Annotated in this window: 16 protein-coding genes; 5 read left to right on the top strand and 11 right to left on the bottom strand. The window is 42.8% G+C overall.

All coding sequences use genetic code 11. The annotated features are described in order from the left end of the window. Window positions 1-119: 119 nt before the first annotated feature. Window positions 120-1,403 (bottom strand): DEAD/DEAH box helicase, encoded by a 1,284-nt coding sequence (locus CKO50_RS19355; RefSeq protein ID WP_010605367.1) that lies wholly within the window; start codon window positions 1,401-1,403, stop codon window positions 120-122. Between the two features lie 55 nt (window positions 1,404-1,458). Next, entirely contained in the window at window positions 1,459-2,373 is a 915-nt protein-coding gene (locus CKO50_RS19360; RefSeq protein ID WP_095729482.1) for a dihydrodipicolinate synthase family protein, read from the bottom strand. A gap of 174 nt (window positions 2,374-2,547) precedes the next feature. Between CKO50_RS19360 and CKO50_RS19365 the strand changes: the two genes are divergently transcribed. Beyond that, window positions 2,548-3,201, top strand: coding sequence for a DUF6058 family natural product biosynthesis protein (locus CKO50_RS19365; RefSeq protein WP_095729494.1), 654 nt, complete (start codon window positions 2,548-2,550; stop codon window positions 3,199-3,201). Window positions 3,202-3,247: 46 nt separating this feature from the next. Here the strand turns inward: CKO50_RS19365 and CKO50_RS19370 are convergent, their stop codons facing one another. Beyond that, entirely contained in the window at window positions 3,248-3,502 is a 255-nt protein-coding gene (locus tag CKO50_RS19370) for a hypothetical protein (protein ID WP_010373062.1), read from the bottom strand. Window positions 3,503-3,959: 457 nt separating this feature from the next. On the opposite strand from CKO50_RS19370, the gene CKO50_RS19375 reads away from it, so the two are divergent. Both CKO50_RS19375 and ykgO read left to right on the top strand, forming a co-directional pair. Next, a complete protein-coding gene (locus tag CKO50_RS19375; RefSeq protein WP_010373063.1) occupies window positions 3,960-4,217 on the top strand; it encodes a type B 50S ribosomal protein L31 in 258 nt (85 codons plus the stop codon). A 5-nt stretch (window positions 4,218-4,222) separates the two neighbouring features. Continuing rightward, window positions 4,223-4,363: a type B 50S ribosomal protein L36 gene (ykgO, locus tag CKO50_RS19380; protein WP_010373066.1), complete on the top strand. Its 141-nt coding sequence runs from the start codon at window positions 4,223-4,225 to the stop codon at window positions 4,361-4,363. A gap of 342 nt (window positions 4,364-4,705) precedes the next feature. Here ykgO and CKO50_RS19385 read toward each other — a convergent pair whose 3' ends face one another. The 4 genes from CKO50_RS19385 to CKO50_RS19400 form a co-directional block, all read right to left on the bottom strand. Next, window positions 4,706-6,781, bottom strand: a complete 2,076-nt coding sequence (locus CKO50_RS19385; protein ID WP_095729483.1) for a basic secretory protein-like protein — start codon at window positions 6,779-6,781, stop codon at window positions 4,706-4,708. 17 nt (window positions 6,782-6,798) lie between these two features. After that, a complete protein-coding gene (locus CKO50_RS19390) occupies window positions 6,799-9,627 on the bottom strand; it encodes a TonB-dependent receptor (protein ID WP_095729484.1) in 2,829 nt (942 codons plus the stop codon). A 195-nt stretch (window positions 9,628-9,822) separates the two neighbouring features. After that, window positions 9,823-11,271, bottom strand: a complete 1,449-nt coding sequence (locus CKO50_RS19395; protein WP_095729485.1) for a basic secretory protein-like protein — start codon at window positions 11,269-11,271, stop codon at window positions 9,823-9,825. 279 nt (window positions 11,272-11,550) lie between these two features. Then, entirely contained in the window at window positions 11,551-11,943 is a 393-nt protein-coding gene (locus CKO50_RS19400) for a cytochrome b562 (protein WP_095729486.1), read from the bottom strand. Window positions 11,944-12,143: 200 nt separating this feature from the next. Here CKO50_RS19400 and CKO50_RS19405 point away from each other — a divergent pair, with 200 nt between their 5' ends. Both CKO50_RS19405 and CKO50_RS19410 read left to right on the top strand, forming a co-directional pair. Further along, a complete protein-coding gene (locus CKO50_RS19405) occupies window positions 12,144-13,205 on the top strand; it encodes an ABC transporter substrate-binding protein (protein ID WP_095729487.1) in 1,062 nt (353 codons plus the stop codon). Between the two features lie 142 nt (window positions 13,206-13,347). Beyond that, on the top strand, window positions 13,348-14,991 hold the full coding sequence (locus tag CKO50_RS19410) for a S8 family serine peptidase (RefSeq protein WP_095729488.1): 1,644 nt from the start codon (window positions 13,348-13,350) through the stop codon (window positions 14,989-14,991). Between the two features lie 26 nt (window positions 14,992-15,017). Here CKO50_RS19410 and CKO50_RS19415 read toward each other — a convergent pair whose 3' ends face one another. The 4 genes from CKO50_RS19415 to ybaK all read right to left on the bottom strand — a co-directional run bounded on the left by CKO50_RS19415 (window position 15,018) and on the right by ybaK (window position 20,115). Next, complete coding sequence (locus tag CKO50_RS19415) at window positions 15,018-15,596, bottom strand: hypothetical protein (RefSeq protein ID WP_255230549.1); 579 nt, start codon at window positions 15,594-15,596, stop codon at window positions 15,018-15,020. A gap of 241 nt (window positions 15,597-15,837) precedes the next feature. After that, window positions 15,838-16,776 carry a phosphotransferase gene (locus CKO50_RS19420; protein WP_095729489.1) on the bottom strand — a complete coding sequence of 313 codons (939 nt, stop codon included), beginning with the start codon at window positions 16,774-16,776 and terminating at the stop codon, window positions 15,838-15,840. A 346-nt stretch (window positions 16,777-17,122) separates the two neighbouring features. Beyond that, a complete protein-coding gene (locus CKO50_RS19425) occupies window positions 17,123-19,378 on the bottom strand; it encodes an acyl-CoA dehydrogenase (RefSeq protein ID WP_095729490.1) in 2,256 nt (751 codons plus the stop codon). Window positions 19,379-19,656: 278 nt separating this feature from the next. Further along, complete coding sequence (gene ybaK / locus CKO50_RS19430) at window positions 19,657-20,115, bottom strand: Cys-tRNA(Pro) deacylase (protein WP_095729491.1); 459 nt, start codon at window positions 20,113-20,115, stop codon at window positions 19,657-19,659. Window positions 20,116-20,307 lie beyond the last annotated feature (192 nt).

The following is a 20,307-nucleotide window of genomic DNA, read 5'->3' on the forward strand; positions in this document are numbered from 1 at the left end:
AAATGACTGAAGCACAAGCCGTATTTTTATAATTATTTTTCGCTATTGTACGCCACATTGGCTAAAAACAACAACGCCAGCGTGCTAGCTGGCGTTGTAAATAAAGCAAAAAAACAATCTTACTTCTTCTTTTGCTGCTTACGTACATTTGCAATACGAGAGCGGTTTTTTAATCTTGCTTCTGCACTTGCTTGATTCGAAGGCTTATTCACCCGAGCCTTACGACGTTGATGCGCGGGTTTCTTCTGGATTGTTTCAACCAGCCTTTCACGGTTTGCCACTTCGTAGCCTGGCAGATAATAGCGTGAAATTTGCTGCTCGATTAACTGTTCAATATGAATAAGATCAGACTCTTCTTCACGGCTTACAAAGGTGATTGCATAACCAAACTGACCTGCACGACCAGTTCTTCCGATGCGGTGAACATAATCTTCGGCAAGATAAGGTACATCGTAGTTAACCACGCGTGGCAGGCCAACGATATCCAATCCTCGAGCTGCGACTTCGGTTGCAACCATAACGCGTACTTTGCCTTCAGTAAACTCTCTTAAAGCGCGACGACGAGCGCCTTGAGTTTTGTCGCCATGACATACATTTGCATCTATACCATCAAGCTTTAGCTCTTCAACTAGCTTGTCTGCGGTTTCTTTCATATTGACGAACACTAGCACTTGTTGCCAGTTTTTGGTACCGATAAGCTCTGATAGTAACTCGCGCTTACGTTCTTCTTTAACTGGATAAACAACGTGGCGAACCGTGTCGGCTGTACTATTTTCTGGCGTCGCTTGGATTAACTTAGGGTGTTCCAACACTTGTTTCGCGAACTGCTTCATTGCCGACGGGAAAGTTGCAGAGAACAACAATAGCTGCTTTTGCTTATCCACCAGTTCAATGATTTTTTGCATGTCGGTGATAAAGCCCATATCTAACATGCGGTCAGCTTCATCTAACACTAAGTGTTTAACGTTACTTAACGTGACATTACCTAAGCGGATATGATCTAACAAGCGTCCAGGGGTTGCCACTAAAATATCCACGCCCTGCTTTAAGCGCTCAGCCTGGCCATTGGCGTTAACTCCGCCAAACAGTGCCTGCACTTTTAAGTCTGTGTACTTAGCAAATGTCGCACAGTTGTTGGCGATTTGCTCGGCAAGCTCACGCGTTGGCGCCAAAATCAACGCTCTTGGCGTCGACTGTGCTTCAGCCTCAAGCAATTTTTGGATGATAGGCAAGGCAAAAGCTGCGGTTTTCCCTGTTCCAGTTTGCGCTGTTGCGAGCACATCACTACCTTGACGGACAGCTGGGATAGCCGCCTGTTGAATTGGCGTTAATGTATGAAAATTGATGTCTTGCAGCGCATCTAAAAGAGGCTGTGCGAAACTAAATGAAGAAAACGTTGCCATAATAACCTACGACCGAGTCAAAAACGGTCGCAGATTATAAATGACAAACCGACTTTTAACAAAACTTAAGCAAGGTTTCATCAATTAATTTTGGTGTAGAGCCGACAAAGTCACTTTCTTTTAACTGAGAAAGGAATTCAATCCCCTCTTTTTGCTGTGCTTGCGACAGTGGCACATAAGGCAATCTAAATACCGGTTTGACCGCGCCGGTCATAATCAAAGCCGAATTGATAGCAATTGGATTTGGTTCGCAGAAGAGCCAGTTTATCAACGGTTGCAATGATTGGTTAAGCACTTGGTTAGGCGTATCCATCAATTGTCTGAATAAGCCCGGAATGATGTTTGAAGCAACAGAAATAACGCCATGAGATTGGCTGTTATGGCGGCTATCGTGGGCTTGATCATCGTTACCTGACCAACATGCAATGCCTTTTGCTTCATAGTGCGCGATACGCTCATCACCCGCACATTCTTTCATGCCAACAAAATGCTTGTGGCTGGCTAGCGGTTCAATGATATCAGGCGTAATGTCTTGTCCCGTTCTGCCAGGCACATTGTAAATAAAGCCAGGACCGATTTCTAATACTTCTTTCAAGTGTGCCTTCACACCCGCAATTGAGGTTTTACCATAATACGGGTTTATTTGTAATGCACAGTGCATACCTGATGCAAACCCATATTCTGTCGCTTTTTTTGCTTCTCTGGTGTTATTGCTGCCAGTGTTACCAACAATGAGCAATTTATCACCAAACTTATTCGCAGAATGGGCAATGAGCATTAAGTGCTCTTCCCAATTCATCAGTTGGCCTTCACCCGTGGTGCCACCGACAACAATACCATCGACACCGCCTGCGATTTGCGCTTCGACTAGCTTGTCGTAAGTATCTAAGTCAATTTCACCCGCCATTGTGTAAGGGGTTTTAATAGCGGTAATTAAGCTTGCTTTTTTTATTGATTGGATCTGATGCATGGTCTTTCTATTACTCTTCCAGTTGACAGCCATTTTTACCATAAATCTGACTGAGATCCGACCCATAAACCTGAGTAAATCGGTTAAATCTAACGAAATTTAACTTTAGTGCTTGTTATTTGCGTAAAGATCCAGCAAAATCAAAAACACTGTATATTTATCCAGTTTATTTTTATGGGACTGACACATTTTCTAAATACGCACTTTTATACCACTATGGAGCTGAGCAGCAGCTTAAAGATACCTGAAGAACAGCTCTTAGAATGGCAACAAATGAGCCTATTCCCAAACCCGAGTTATAGTATTCAAAACCAAATTAAGTGTAGTTCGTACTTTGGCCTGTACGAATGTGAAGAATATACTGATTTTTATGCCCGAGGCCTACTCAATTGGGGGCAACTTTTACTTAAACATAAAGTAGATCAATCAAGTAGTGCATTTGAGTTATTTCAACAGCGTTACTGTGAAGCACTTGCGAAATGTATTGAAAAAGGCTTTTACACCGAAGATCCAAGCTTTAGTGATGACCTTACGGAGCATGTACAACAAGTTTGGCAACAGTTTTTATGCGGCAAGTATGGGGTGATCAGCCAAAATGGTCTCGTAGAGGAAGCACTTTATATCGACCTAGGCCGCGCGATTATCGACGACATCACAGAAGCAAGAACCGCCAGCAGCATTGCCCCAGAGCAACGTATTCAAGTACACAGCGCCATGAAGCTACTAAACAAAGCATTGGCAGCCAATACTCAAGCTGAGCAAACAGAATCGCTACGCACTCGATACATTGACCAATTGATTAGTAAGTACGACTTATCAATCAAATAATCTGTTGTCTGGCGCACAACAGTTCCGCCAGACAATCTATGGGTATTTATATTTGCTGTTCTATGTGTGCACGAATTATTTCAAATGCTTTTAAGACCTTTAACTGATCTTTACATAAGCTGTCGTACCAAGCATCGAACAGTTCATCATCTTGCTCACTGAGCGTTTGATACTGTGCCAGTAGTGTCACTATGTCACTATGTGTGCAAGAGAGTGTGTCTAATTCTTGCTGTAACGCGCTGTCATCGCTGCTGTGAAGCTTAGCTAAAATTGAGTTATCTAACTCAGCATGTTTATCCATAATAAATGCTCTATATCTGTATTGCGTTGGCGAATAAAGTACCTTCGCGAACGTACTAGGTTTTAATTATTTGCTAGACCTCTCTCATTTAGTGAAGGTTATTAACCGTTAAGCCAGCCTCAATTGGATCTCACTCTTTTATCTCATATCTATCAAACCAAAAGGCTTACATCGATAGCTATATTCCAAAAAAGTCTATTCGCTACTATTCCGGTTAGGTGTCAACACCAATATGACTACTTGAGAAACTATCTAGAACTAGTTATATCAGGCAATTTTAAGGAAAGTAAGCCCCTTTTAATCAACTGCTCAAGATGCATTCAGTTTAGTTCCGCATGCGTCGACAAATTAAGCGTATCGCACTAAATAACGGCAACAATAAATTAGTTGTTGAGAATAGTTTTTATTTGATTTATATTGATACAATATAACAACACATTATTTAGGAGTCGTTGTCGTGAAACCCAATATCCACCCTGATTATCAACTTGTTGCCTTCCATGATACATCGGTTGATAAGTACTTTATTGTTGGTTCAACCATTAAATCAGACAGAACCGTTGAACTAGATGGTAAGACTTACCCTTACTTCCCAATTGACGTATCTAGTGCGTCTCACCCTTTCTACACTGGTAAACAGAAGTTGGTGGCAAGTGATGGTCGCGTTGCACAATTTAACCGTCGCTTTAAAAACCTTGCGACTAAAAAAGGATAAACCAAATGAAAGTACTGAGCTCACTCAAAAGCGCTAAAAATAGACCGGGGTGCCAAGTCGTAAAAAGACGCGGTCGGGTTTACGTGATTTGTAAATCTAATCCGCGATTTAAAGCAGTTCAAGGTAAAAAGAAGAAGAAACGTTAAAGGTCAAAATAAGTAACCTGAGCTGCGGATAATTAATGCCTTTCTAGCAGCCAGTTTTAGCGCTAACTGCGTTGAATTCACTTCCAATAGCCAGCTATTGGTGCGTACATTCGCCTTGCCTACAGGATGTAGGTACCTTAGCGAGAGCGGGACGCGGAAGCGGTGTTTTCCCTAAAACTCTCTGGCTAGACAAGGAGAAAACTAAGCTGTGCTTTAGCAACAATGAGTTGGAACATTCCTTATCCAAGCCTCAGGTTAAGTACGTTTTAAAGGTGGGCATTACCCACCTTTAGACTATTTAAGGCTAGGGCCTGTTTATCTTTCAAGAAAGGTCAACAGGCCCTATTCTTTTGCTTCCCACAATGAGAATTCGCCTAGTTGAATTAGCCGTCCACTAGCGCCGCCAATTCCACCGCCTTCACGGGTATGCTCAAGTTCCAAACGATACTGGGTATACGCATTTGGACTCTCGATAGCAAAGCTATAGTATTCCATCGTATTAGGTAGTTCGTCGAACTGTTGAGTATCTAGCGTAATCCAATTCGTACCGTCATTTGAGCCCTGTAGCTGCCACGCATTAGGAAAGCGATGAGGGTTGTCTCCCGCTGTCGCTAATGAGTAGTATTTTGCTGTTTTAGCGCTGTCAAACACATAGTTAACCTGGGCCTTATCAACCTGTTTTATCGGCAACAAGTCAGGCGCATATTGTGCAAGCCAAGCGGGGGCTTCCAACACCACATTAAATTTAGAGATAATATTTCTATCATTAAGCTTATCTGCTCCCTCATTAAAAGGCACAAGTGCAGTACCGTTTGTTGTTACCTGAGTGCTAGTGGGTGCAAAGTTCTGATAGCCAAGTGGTACTGGTGGTAACTTACCGACGCTTGCAAGGTAGACTTGATACTCTTCAAATACCGTATCAATCCCACGTTGTTCACCAAATATAGATTTAAAAGCGGTGTCTAAACTCCACGCATCAAGCGTTTTTGCTGCCGCATTAAACTTACGAATAAAATCCGTGTTACGGTGACTTTTTTCTACCCACTCAAAGAAGAATGCTGTTTGATCGTAAGCATCAACATTGTAGTGTTCCATCCAGCGAACTCCACCGCGTCTATGCTCTAAGTAACCAGCATCTATTCGAATAAAGTTAGCTAGCGCTTCAAGATAGGTGTGATAATCCGTGCCCGGACGATATTCACCTTCAGCCGGAACATTATTGTAGCCATGAGTCAGCTCATGCCACAGCACGCCAATGACTTCGTTACGGATAGCTTCATCTCCAAGACCCTCTAGGTTGGCGATGTGCTTAACATCAAACCTAAGCTCCATAAATTTGCCTTCACCAGCCTTTGAAGCAGGCGCATCAAAGTCTCCAGTGATAAAAGTAACGTGCTCAAAAACGTTTATTTCGGTTACATTATTAAATAAGCGCTTGGCAATCTTCAAAGAGATCTCATGAATAAGGGCATTTAGATCTGGTACCGCACGTTCAAGCGCCAGCTGTCCTGGGTGCTCTGGTAGTTCCTTTTTCACTTCAATCACAGGCTCTGGAAACCCTGCCCATGGCGAGACTGGATCCCACACACGGATAAAGTCTTGCTGAACTAATGTCGCTTCCCCTTTGTCGTTACTCGCAACCAGTGTAATGGTTTTTGGCCCTAAAGCTTCAAACTTAACCAATGGGCTTTGCTCTGTACTTGTCGCAGGAATACCACCTTCAAACGTCCACTGCCAGCTAGTCGGGTTAACTAACGACTCATCTCTAAAAACAATATACTCAGAGACTTCAGGAGTCGTGTTTGTCGCATTAAATGCGACGATAGGAATATCCGATACCGTTTTGATTTCGAGTTCCGCTAGTTGCGTAATATCAGCACCATAGCTATCTGTACCACCATGTACTAAATCAAATTTGAAATAGCGATACTTTTCGCCGCTTTCGGCCAATTCAAAATGGCGAGTCAGTCCTCGAGCAGAGAATACTTCTCCCGCTCTTGAGTCCAGCTCAATCCAATCTGATTTATCATTTGAGCCATATACGACCCACTGTTTTGGATCTCGGTTCGCTTCATCGTTTGCTGACGTAAAGCTATATTCTCTAAGTTCAATCTCTGTCGCGGCTTTAAACACTACAGTGACGTTTGACGCAAAAGCGAGGAATTTTGTACTCGTGTTAGCGTCGATAAGTTTGTCGACACTTTCACCTGCAGGTGAGGCTTGTACACCATCCGCTAAAATAGCCTCTATCTCAATCCCAGTATCTAAGGTGATATTACGCAATGCGCCAGAGTCTGGCAGACCGGATGATTGAGTTTGCTCTGGCTTATCACGTTCAACAAATTCAGACCCATCATTACAGCCTATTAGTGTCGCAGCGACGGCCATTGCCACCGTTGATAGCATTAATTTTCTCATTTCGTTACCCTTTATTATTAAAATTGGTAGTTAACTTTTAGTAAGAACTCACGCCCGTTCGTGTCATAATTACCCGCTTTATAAAATGGGTAACCTCTAAACGAGTCATCTTGAGGCGGCATCGCATTTAATAAGTTTTGAACCGTAAACATCACTCGCGTATTGTCATTGATGTAATGGCCAATGGTTAGGTTATGCTTTATCCATGCAGGTAACTTTTCTCTTTGACCAAAATCAGCACCGTTCCAATTTTTTCCTTTATAATTTACCTGCCATGAAATTGCGGTCTTTTCCAACTGCCAAGTCAGGTTAAACGATGCCATATCTTTGAAGTTATAGTTATCTTGACTGTCTAGCACATCCTCAAGCGGATCTTCGGGACGAAGCTTTTCTTTTTTCTTTAAAACATGGCTGTAATCAAGCTTATAAATAAACTCACCAAGCTCTGACTCAAACGTGCCCTTCACACCAAAGTTGACGCCGCCATGCTGCCTTTCCGCGGCGTTTATATAACCTTCTCTGATAATTGCTGCGGTGTACGGTAACCCTTTTTTCGTGTTCCCTAACCAGTCGGTTGCCAGACCATCTTGATCAAAACGCTGTACTCTGTCTTGCATATTGGCGCATTTAGCAGAAGATGAATCAATTAGGCCGTTTTCACACTTCCAGACATTATCGAGAATTTCGCCAGACCCAAGTCGAGTAATTTTGTCCTTTAGGACAATGTCATAAACATCAACATTGAATGACAGCTCAGGGGAGTACTCATACACCAGACCGAACGTTAATGAATGACCTGACTCTTCTTTTAAAGTTGGATCCCCTGCCGAGATTGTCTCAAAGTCAGCATCTAGCTTTGGCTCATTGCTATTTGTTGTGTCTAAGTCTGCGCAGCTGATAGTTAATGCATCAGCATTATATTGAGCGGGATCCCCTGTGGTTTGAAAACGTAGGCAAGCATCTGCAATCACTCTGTCCGAGCCTCGTCCAAAGTTACCAGCAAACCCTTGATATACTGAGCTCATGCTAGGACCACGGAACGTTGTTCCATACGCACTTCTTAGCATCAGCGCGTCAGTGGGAGAGTATTTAAAACCAACTTGATAAGTGAATGCTCCACCAACATCAGAAATATCATCATAGTGGTCATAACGCAGCGCAATTTCACTAGAGATCTGTTCAGTAATAGGGATCATAAATTCTGTCGCCGCAGCATAACGGTTACGTTCACCATCGGTGATAACACCAGTCAGACCGACAAATTCTTTATTTAATATTCTGCTATCGGGCGTCGCTCTCGTCCCTTCTTTCATCAGCTCAATATAAGCTGCAAAAGACACAAACCCTGCTGGCAATTCAAATAAATCCCCGGACAGATCTGCAGTTAGAGTTTCATTGAACGATAAGCCATCATAGGTTGCCCAATCAGCCATGTTATACATATTGTCTTGGGTCAGAGGTGCAAAAAAAGCTTGGTAATTTGGACGGTAGATTGGCATGCCATCAACCTCTCCCAACTTAGGGCCTTTTAGCCAGTTATTTCCTTCAACCGTGTGATGCAAGTACCTATCAGAGAAATCGTATTGTGAACGGCTGAAGCCAACGGAGTAATAGTAATCTGCTATCTCCCCTTCAAGACCAAAACTAAATGAATAAGATTTATCATCGTATACCCGACCTAAGCCATCATTTGTATATTCTGAATCATTCACTATCCGCCACATATACTTAACTGGAGCGCCGTAGCCACCAGCTTTATTTTTTATATCAGGATCCCAAAACATAGATCCGTGAATTGACTCTGCATGAGCAAAGAAGAATGGGTTTCGTGCCCCTTTCTTTTCTTGATCGATATAAAATCCGTTAACAAAAAAACTGTGTTCGTCGTTGATACTGTACACCGAGTTGATATACAAACTCATGGTTTCAACTTGGTTACGTAATAAATTGTTACCGGTTTCATCCCACCCACAGCTTAGGCCATAATCATTGCGGCTAATAAAGTGCTGAACCGCAGTCGGGTGTGGATTATCATCTGTATTACAGTACTGCGCTGAATATTGATTTTTGAACTCGGTATTCTCAGCCCATACGGTAATTGAACGATTAAGCTCTCGCTTGTTTGTTGGATCTGGATTATCCCAAACACTGTCATGAAAAGGTCTGTCGGCACCAGTCAGCGCCTCTTCCGTTTTATATTCTAGCGAGTAGTCAAACGTAAAGTCGTCTTGCTCAAAACCACCGACAAACGACAAGCCTTTTTTATCACCCGTACCATAAGTATCCTGGCCATAGAATGCTTCGACGACATGCTCGTCCATACCTTTTTTGGTAATAATATTGACTACCCCAGCCATTGCGTCTGAACCATAGATTGCAGAGCCACCGCCGGATTGAATATCGATGCGCTCAACCATCGCCGTTGGCAACATATCGAGATTAACAAAATTGGTTTGGCCACCGTAAGGCATTGGGTAATAGGCCAAGCGCTTGCCATTAACTAGAATAAGTGTGTACTCAGGTCCAACGCCTAACAGGTTTAACTCTTTGGCGCCAGGTGTATAGGAGCCAGTTTCTACTTCACCGAGGACGGCACCACTGGCGGCTGAAATACTACTCAGTGCATCATACACTGTGTTAAAGCCACTTCTGACCATATCAGCGGAAGAGAGACTTTGGACATTGGTAACACCTTCTATGGCGATACGCTTGATACGAGATCCTGTCACCTCAACGCGTTCTATTTCTTCTGCTTGTTCTTCTGTTGCGGCTGTTACTGAGTTAGTTGCTACCGCTGCTAGGACAGCAGCGGCGATCAGGCTATGTTTATATATTATTGTTGTCATAAGACCCCCACAATTTAAAGGAACGTTCCAATTTTTTATTAAAATTTCATTTCTCCCTTAGCAAAACCAACAAAGCTTCAGGCAGAAATAAAAGAGGGAACGTTCCAATTATGAGTAATAAAATAAACCTGTCAACAAATTATGTACATTTACAGCATAGTGATGACAAGTTGTAATCATCTAGTTTTTGCTAGTTCACTGCAATTTCTTGGCAGTTAGCTCATTTTGATAGCGAGACCAGAGCTTATCAAGAGACTCTCCAGTAACTGATTTTATTGCATCTTCAAATGACCAATCTTCTATTTCTACCGCAGTTTGATTAAAACGATAGGCAAAATCTGGATAAGACTCAGCAAGCCACGCAAGAAAAAACCCTGTATTTGTGTATCCACCAACCCAAGAATCCGATGGCTTAGGTGAACGGGTTTTATGGTATCCCGCTTGAATGCGAATGAGATCCGCCATTCCTTCAATAAATGCATGTACATCGGGCTCAGAATAACTTCTCTCTTTTGGAAATAGCTGATATCCATGGGTAAGTTCGTGCCAGAGCACACCAAGGAGTTCGTATTCCACTTGCTCATCTGGCTGCGCAGCGAGTTTTTCGGTGATGTACTTTGAACTAAACACGATTTCCATATTTGTTTCGTCTCCAGAACGATACGCTATTGTGTCCATCCACTTTAGCCTAAATGTGACTTGCTCAAACTCTGGTAACTCTGCAAAGTGTTTGTACAACCTTGGGGCCAGTTGGCGAGTTACGTCATCCACCGTAGTGGCTATATCAGGAAATAGCGCTTGCAGGCGTTTCGACCCTGCCGACTCTGTATCTTCAATAACTACTTTGACCTTTGGCGGCTCAAAGCCTTTCCATGGTTGAGTTGGATCGTAGATTTTTAAATAGTTCGCACGGGTTTTTAGGTCCGAACCATGCGTATTTTTAGTGGCTAGAGTAACATCGTAGTTACCAGGCTTGTCATAAACTACTTCAACACTTTTTGTGGTTGGCAGCATCGCTTTACCCTCAACCTTCCAATTTAGTGCTGTTGGTGAGTTTTCAGATATCGACTGCAGAGAAATTGGCTCATTAAGCTTGGCAACCTTTTTATCTGCAGTAAAGTTTGCCAGTGGTAAGTTTGTTTGCGCATAGAGCGCCAGATCGGCGATTTGCAAAAAGCGGTCGCCCCATTGCGTTTTACCTTCTTGTGCTACAGTAAAGCGCACGTACTTCGCATCCGTTGTTTTAGAGAGGTCGAAAGCGAGCGTTTCACCCCGCCTTGAAAATACGATATCGTTGCGTTTATCAGCCACTTGCCACACCTTACCATCTTTAGATACGGCTACAGTCCAATGCTTTGGATCTCGCGCGGGGGCATCTTGGGCTGAAGTGAGACGATACTGTCTAAGCGCTTTTACGTCTTTCAGATCAAATACAATCTCAGCGCTAGATTGCTTAGATAAGAATTTGCTTTTTAGCGACCTATCAACAAGTTGCTCTATCCCCTCACCTTGAATTTGCTCCTTTACGTCACTCGTTACAGAGAATACATCACGTTCGGTGATATCGTAGAGCACATTGGCATTCGCTAATGAGGAGCCACAAAATGAAAGTAAAATTAGACTAGCTATTGAGGAGGATTTCATCGAAATTTCCCAGATTAAAAACAAATATACTGGATCGTTCCAATTTATAATGCAACTTCTTTTGAGCAGATTTTTATGTAATTTCTAATAAGTGCAGAAAAGAATATCGCTATTTCACCGCTTTTAGATCTTATAAAGAACTAGCAAGCTTTAAGGTCAAGCCACGACTCGCTAGTCTTTTGCCATATTCAACTAAAGCCAAGACCGATAAGCAAAGCCGCTGTGATAGCACAAGGAATAACCACAGCGATAGGATAAGTTAACTATTCGAATCTCAGGTTAACTACCAAATAGTAACTCCCAAAAGCCCGGTGGCTCGTGTAGTTTGTGGTATTTCTTTCTCAGCTCATCAATTTTTAATAGCATTTCACGGGCTTTCTCGACTCTTCCCGAGTCTATTTCATGGCTCGCCTTAGTAATGGCTTCGAGTACTTTATCCAAGCCCTCAACTGACTCGGCAGACACCTCTTGCTTAAACTGAAATTGCTTACTTTCATTAACGAGTGTAGTCAGCTCAGTTAAGTGCGCCTGCATTTCTTGAGCAGATTGCGCTTTCATAGCCTGCTTATAAATATGGCCCATTTCCTTCATGGTTTTATTCAATTCGCTTGACTCATGCGCAACCCCTGACACCGAAAACAACAACACGAATATAAATACGATTTTTCTCATCAAAGTCCCCTTACTCTTTGCGCGCTAGTATAAAGCAATTAACGCATGAGCTAAATTCAATGCTATGAAAAATATGCTGGTTCCGAATAGCATTCAAAAAACAGGCAGATAGCGCAACGATTCTAGCGTAAACTATACTTATATTAATGACGTCGCGTATTTAGCAGCACACTTTTTGAATATCAAAAATGTAGAGATTTATGATCCGAAAATTGTTGTTCATCTTTTTATTTTTATCGCCGATGGCCGCGCTATCTGCACAACGATTCAACGTTCAATTTGTAAACCCCGGTTTTGCAACAAAAAACCCTACCGGAGACTTTTGGTATAACGTCAGCAACGTGATGACTGCGGCCGCTAATAACATGAATATTTCCCTCAAAATTAGTTATGCGCAGCGCAACCATATTTTGATGAAATCGCTCGTAGAGCAAGCCTTGAAAAGTGATGCTGATTACCTTGTGCTGGTTAACGAAAAATCGAGTGTCGTTCCCTATTTGTTAAACAGCAAAGCCACCAAAATCAAGATTATTTTCTTGCTCAACGGACCGACTAAAACAGAGGAAGTGGCTTTGTTAAAGTCAGGACACCAAATTATTGGCACCATTGAGCCAGACAATTTCCAAGCCGGTTTTAAATTAATGCATCAACTTGCGCGAAAAGCACTTAGGTCCTCCAATCCATCGCAACATGTATTAGCTTTGCTAGGAGACGTGGCGACGACTGCGGCATTAGACCGACAAAAAGGCATGCGCGCTTATCTTGAGCACCATACAAAGCTAGAATTAATCGCAGAGGCAAATTGTCAATGGTCTCAGAATGAAGCTTATCGTCTCACTAAAGCGTGGTTACAGCGAGATCCCGCAATCACAACCGTTTGGGCTGCTAATGATCCTATTGCTTATGGCGCGTTACTCGCTGCTAAAGAGTTAAATCGTAGGATCGTCATAGGTGGGATTAATTGGGATGAAGATATTGCACCTAAGTTAGATGTGTCGATTGGAGGGCATGTGTTGCTTGGGGCCTATACCTTAGCTCGACTAGCGCAATATCATAGAAAATTCACACCGATAGACAGCGTGACCCTATCTATTTTCGAATCGCTAGATGACGCTCATTTACCTTTGTATCATGCCATACATGGAAACTTTCCTGAACACCTGGACTTTTTACGTTACATTCACGATCCAGCGCAATTTACCATCACAGAACTAACTCACTCACTTAATAAAAGTAATCAGAATAATAATGTAAAAAATTGAAAATTTCAGAATGATTAATTAATGCATTAAACAAAACCCAGAAAGATAATGCAATTTAAACCAGTCTAATCTTTACGCATTGACAGCGATGTCAACACCTGTTTTAGTAACAAACGTAAACAACATGTAAAACAGGTGAAATATGAAAAACAGTAATACCGTAGTAAAATTTCTTAAGCTTTCAACCCTTAGCGCCTGCGTTTGTGCAAGCCTTTCAGTTGCTCACGCAGATACACAGCGCGTTATTGTCACATTAAAAGACAACGCAACACCAAACGTTCTGCCAGTGCGTTTAAATCGGGCAGAAACAGCGCAGTTTAAAGCACAGGCTTTGTCTGAAGCAGCCTACTCCACCTTGGGCACTGCTGCAGTCAACACCTTGCCAAGCATTAATGCATATGTCGCCGAAGTTTCTTCTGCGCAAATGCAACAACTACAAGCAAGCGATAATATTGCACATGTAGAAGTTGACCCTAAACGTTATTTGCCAAATGTAAAAACTTCGGCAATTGACTTACTTGCTGAAACCACACCTTACGGCATTAACATGGTGCAAGCTAATCAAGTATCTGACGGCTACAGCGCCAACCGTAAAGTCTGTATTATGGATACAGGTTATACGCTAGGTCACCAAGACTTACCTAGCACAGGCATTACTGGCAATGACGGCTACGGTAACTACGACACTGGTGTGTGGAGTAATGATGGTAACGGCCACGGAACACATGTTGCCGGCACAATCGCCGCTTTAGGTGGTAATGGTACAGGTGTGGTCGGGGTAAACCCATCAGGGCAACTAGGTCTTCATATTGTTAAAGTGTTTAATGACCAAGGCCGTTGGGCATATGGTTCCGATCTCATTAAAGCAATTGAGCAGTGTGAGCAGGCTGGCGCCAATGTAACCAGCATGAGTTTAGGTGGCAGCGGCAGCTCTACGGCAGAACGAAGTGCATTTGAGCAGAGTTATCAGCGTGGCATGCTACATATCGCAGCCGCTGGCAACGCGGGTAATAGCTCGTTGAGCTACCCAGCATCGTATAATGCAGTTGTATCTGTGGCAGCAGTAGACAGTTCTGAGTCAAAAGCCTCTTTCTCTCAATACAACAGCCAAGTAGAAATTGCAGGCCCGGGGGTTGGTGTAAACTCAACATGGAATAATGGCGCGTATCGCAGTATTAGTGGGACTTCTATGGCAACGCCGCATGTCTCTGGTGTCGCTGCCTTAGTGTGGAGCCACTTCCCGCAATGTACTGCTCAGCAAATTCGCCAAGTATTGAATACAACAGCAAAAGACAAAGGCCAAGCAGGTCGTGATACTTCTTACGGTTATGGTATTGTGCAAGCAAAAGCGGCGGTTGATTATTTAACAAATAATGGTTGTGATACTTCAGGTGCAGTCAATGCAAACTTTAACTTCAGCGTGTCCGGCCTCACGGCGACATTTAACAACCAATCAACAGCAGGTGGTTATCAGTGGGAATTTGGTGATGGTGCAACAAGCTCACAAACTAACCCATCACACACCTACGCTAGTGCTGGCACATATCAAGTAACACTCACTGTGACAGCTGCAAACAACAGAACTGCTTCTAAGACTCTAGCAGTTACCGTTAGTGATGCACCAGCTGGCTGCAATGGTATCCAAGAATGGAGTGCAACTAAGTTCTACAATACGGGCGACCGAGTTTCATTCAAGGGCTTTGAATACCGTGCTACGTACTGGTCACAAGGCGCAAGCCCAGAGATCTACTCAAACGTTTGGACTAAAGTCGCGCAATGTAAGTAATACCAATTAGTCATTTTAAGTGGCGCTTAAGCGCCACTGTTTAATGCTAACATTGCACTACAACACAGAATAACAGAGATCATAAGCCATTCTTTTGTTGAAATTATCTCTTTAAAAAACCACATCCCAAGCATACTCGCGCTGATTATGCCAATGGCTCTTTTCAATCCTTCAACAAGCCCCGGCTGAATTTCGGTTAACGCCTGCATTTGGAAGATAACAGCGACAGCGAATACCACTGCAGAAATAGTCCAGAGCAACCAATGTGCGCGGAAATTTTGATTTTTAAACTGTGGTCGTAACAAGATTAGATTAACAAAAAATACCATAAAGGTTAGAAACCCAGCATGAAAAGAGAGCGAGCTGTATTGCAAAGCCTGTTTATCGAACACGATGCAAAGCCCCCAGCAAAAAGCCGTGATTGCAACTTGTTTTGCACCTGGCTCTTGAAAAGAGAATCTGCCTCCTTGCAATAAAAATGAAGCGAGAACAATCGCAGCGATCAACATTGACTGCAGCGTGGTTAAAGGTTCTCCAAGTAGCAACCAAGCAAACACACCTGCAAGTGCTGGAGTGATAGATAACAGAGGCAGGATAACCGCCATTCGCCCAAGNAAAGTTTACGCTACCAATTGCAGCCAACATTCCGCTAGCTATCGCAGGCGCTAGATAAGCAGAACTTGGGGGCTGTTTGTCAACAACCAACCAATAGCCTATGTATGCAGGTAAAACTAGCAGGCTAAATATCACCGACATTTGCGCGGCTGAATAATGGCTCGCTAGCCTTTTTCGTAAAAAATCAAATACCGCCCAATTTAACGCACTGAATAAGGCTATGATCATTTCTTATCTCTGTTGTAGTGCAATTTCCGTTTGAAATTTCATGTAATCATTGATTTTTACATGGTCCGGTTTCCAACCCAACAGAAAACGATAAAAGTCAGCCCACACCACAGGCCACAACGATTTCCACTCAGAAAGGATCTGAGCAATATCGATAGAAGCAGCTTTGCCTAATAATTCTAATCTCAACATATCTAAATACAACTTGAGATACTCGTCGGCATGGAGGAGTTGTTCTTTTTCGTCTAATACCGACGTAATAAACAGCATTAAGTCTGACACACCAATACCCTTTCCGACATACTGAAAATCGAATCCTAGTGCTTGGTCGCCATTAAAGGCAAAGTTAGCAAGTTTAGCGTCGCCATGTATCCAAGTATGCCAATGGCTATTTTTGATACTATCTCGTAATCGCGGTGCCGCTTGTTTAATACTACTGTGCTGCATTCGCTCAAGCTCATCTGGCCGTGTATCTAGGTGCCAATAGTTTCCTTGTTCCCACACATGCTCTGCAGGGCTTTGTAAAAAGTGAGCATGGAATTTAGCTAACCATCCTATCACTGCTAATATTTGTGACTCGGACGGCTTGGCAGTTTGCGAAAAACCTTGAGTTGAGAAGTCTCTAAAGACGATGTAGTCCATCCCTTCACTTACCCCTTCACCTAAATAACTAGGCGTATTGCAAGGTGAGAGTAACTCGCATGCATGATGCTTGTAAAAGTGACGTTCTACTTGATAAGACTTAGCTTTACGCGCAAGCGCTACTGAAGATTGTTCAATTCGCCGATGTGCAATGTCATTAGGCACTTTAGTGCGCTTAATTGCAAGCTTCCCAGCATCATGATTGATAAATAACATATCACCACAACCGCTCCACAATTGGTGCTCTTGCTGTGTTGACATAGGCGCAGAAATTACATCGTTCGGAATACTTATTTTCACTGCGTTACACCTTTTTGTTATTTAACCCGAGAATTGTTCAATAAACAGACAAACCTCTTTATTGTATAACTCAGGTTACTTAAACACAGTACAACCCTTTACTTACTATTACGAATACCAATTTGCTTAATTAAGTGATCTATTCTGAGGCGAGAAAATCTTGCCTTGCTAGCGTCAGATCTGCTCCTTCAAATTGAGCATGTATTAAGACAAATTGGTATAATAAGCAAACCGTTTTACAGTGCTTGTTAATTATAGCTGGTGTTATTATCTTTACCCAACATGAAAAAGCCCTTAACCAATTAGTTAAGGGCTTTTACTTTTACAGAAAAGTTATTTGTTTAACTTACTCATTCACAGCTTGCTTGACTGTTTCTTTCGCGCTTTGTTCATCTAACAAGTTTAAATCGAAGTCGAACTCATCCACTCGGATTGCTTTTTCACGCTTGCGGTTGTAATCAATCAGTTTTGCGTACTCTTCTTCGTTGATAAGGTTACCAACGAGTGCATTATCTAATGTTTGCTCAAAACGCACACCTGGTTGGATCTCGCGCTTACGCACTGCTTTCTTCACTTTAGCCAGAAGATCAAGGCAACCCATCTTAGCTTTATATGCTTGCTCATTGATATCATGACCATCACCTGCTGTAGGCTTCACCAGATGAGTAAGCTGCGCTTTGATTGGCGTATCCATTTGCGCCGCGGCGGCCAACTCCCTGATCATATCATCACTAATTTTAGGCATTTGTTTGCCACTAAACTGCATCGTGATCACACGCATAAATTTACGAGTACCACTTGCCGGGAAGTTATCTAAGAACTTATGAAGCGCTTCTTCTGCACTGATAAGTGCATGCCTTGTCGCATAATGGAAATAAGGTGCTGCTTGCTCACGCTCTGCTACTGCTACTTTTTGCTCATAGTATTTGATTGAAGCCATCGCTGCATACAAGTGACTCATTACATCACCAAGGCGTGCTGAGAGCATTTCTGCTTGTTTCAGTTTTCCACCTAGTACGAGCAATGAAAAGTCTGCGTATACCGCAAGCTTAGCTGCTAATCTATGCGCGGCTTTTTCATACGCACGCACTTCAGGTAATGGTGATTTTGCATCAGCAGTGAATGGCATAAGACCATATTTGAAAGCACGTAAGCTGTTGGCAACACTATAGCTAACTGTTTTTGTCAAGATACCACGGAATTTACTGTCTGCGTCTTTCTCTTCGCTGTGAATAGATTCAACCATCGACTGCAAATATGGGTGACAGCGCATTACACCTTGACCAAAGATCATCAAGTTACGCGTTAGGATGTTTGCACCTTCTACGGTAATCGCTATTGGCTGGGCAACATAACCGCTTGCAAGGGTATTCTGAGGACCATTTTGAATAGCCTTACCGGCAAGAATATCCATTGCAGAGTCCAATACGTCACGACCAGTTTCAGTCATGTGGTATTTTGCAATTGCAGTTACTACAGATGGCTTAAGGCCCATGCCTAAGCCTTCTGTTGTTAACACTCGCATTGCCTCTTGCATATATGCTTTGCCTGCAATGTCCGCAAGCTTTTCTTGAATACCTTCAAACTGGCCGATCGAAAGGCCAAATTGCTCACGTACCGCAGCATATTCAGATGCAGATTTCAGTGCGACTTGGCTAGTTGATACGCCTAGCGCTGGTAATGAAATACCACGTCCAGCACCTAAGCAGCTAACCAACATCTGCCAGCCGCGACCGATATTCTGCTGGCCACCGATTATAAAGTCCATTGGGATAAAAACTTTTTCACCACGCGTTGTGCCGTTATAGAAGCGTATTCCCATAGGGTCATGACGATTACCAAGTTGCACACCCGGATGGTCATGTGGAATTAACGCACAGGTGATCCCTAGTTCTTTCTTACCGCCTAGTAATCCCTCAGGATCCAATACTTTAAATGCTAAACCGAGTACCGTCGCAATCGGCGCAAGTGTGATATAACGTTTGTCCCATGTCACTTCAAGACCAAGTACTTCTTCACCGTTGTACATGCCTTTTTTAACAATACCTTGGTCCGGAATGCCACCGGCATCGGACCCAGCTTCAGGGCTTGTTAGCGCGAAACACGGTATATCACGACCGTTTGCTAAGCGAGGAAGGTAGTGCGCTTGCTGCTCTTTAGTACCATAATGGAGCAATAACTCACCCGGGCCTAGTGAATTAGGAACCATCACCGTTACCGCTACCGCTGAGGATTTAGTCGCAATCGTACCCACTATCGTTGAATTTGCGTAAGGGCTAAACTCTAGACCGCCGTATTCTTTTGGAATGATCAAAGAGAAAAACCTCTCTTTTTTCAAAAATTCAAGCACATGCTCTGGCAAGTGTTTGCCATTTTGAATTTCCGAGTCATCGATCATACCCATTAATTCTTTAACTGGACCTTCTAAAAAGGCTTGCTCCTCTGCACTTAGCTTAGCTTCAGGTACAGCACGAAGCGCCGAGAAGTCGGGCTTACCCTGATAAATTGACCCTTCTAACCAAACATCACCTGCATCTAATGCTTCTTGTTCTGTGATTGAAATGCTTGGGAGGATCTTTCTTAAATTCGTTCTTAGGCTCATAATTAACTCATCCGACCAGATAGATATACCTACATTACGGCATAAAAATTCGTTTAGATCAATTGCTCTACTTAACTTTTTAACGGCTTTTTTACTGAGTTATCGAGTGATTAATATAAATGACTGCGAAATTAATGGCTTACAGCTGTAAGTCGAAAAAAGTAAATTACTGTTCTTAGGGGAAAAATAGGAATGAACGAGAAGCTTTGACAGCCTGAGCAGTTCTAGACTGACATTTTATCTATAATCTAGATGGTTTTTTAAGGCCAACACTGCCGTTAAAACAGTGCGACTTTTGCTTTACATAGTTGCTCTATCGTAGCAGGTGAAACAACCACTTCAACTCCCCGCTTGCCCGCACTAACATAGATTTGTTCAAATGCTAAAGCACTCTCGTGAAGTAAAGTGGGCAGCTGCTTTTTCTGCGCAAACGGGCTTATACCACCAATTAAATAACCGGTTACCTTTTGCGCATTCTGCTGATCTGCAAGCTGTGCTTTTTTCCCCTTACACGCTTTGGCAAAAGCCTTTAAATCCACTTGTTGCGTGGCGGGAGAAACGGCTACATACAATTTACCATCAACGTCAATCAATAGGGTTTTAAATACTTTTTCTCGGTCTAGGTTGAGCTTTTTCGCTGCTTCATTAGCAAAGTCGTGATCGTTAGGGTCGTGCTCAAATTGCAGCACTTGGAACGCCACTTTCGCCTTTTTAAGTAGGTTAATTGCCGGTGTCATTACAAACTCCTTTTAAGCAGATGTTGATTTCTGTTATACCAAGAAACAAACGCTTATGCTATCGCCTTACGATGAGACCCATCATCCGTCAAAACAAAAATGCCCGCTATCGCAGCGGGCATTTCAGACTGTTGAAAAAGGGCTGGACACAGATCTAGCCCTTTGATCTAATAAGCGTAGTGAGTTTAGAGA

The sequence above is a fragment of the Pseudoalteromonas sp. HM-SA03 genome, assembly GCF_002289345.1.
In the GTDB taxonomy this organism is placed as follows: Bacteria; Pseudomonadota; Gammaproteobacteria; order Enterobacterales; family Alteromonadaceae; genus Pseudoalteromonas.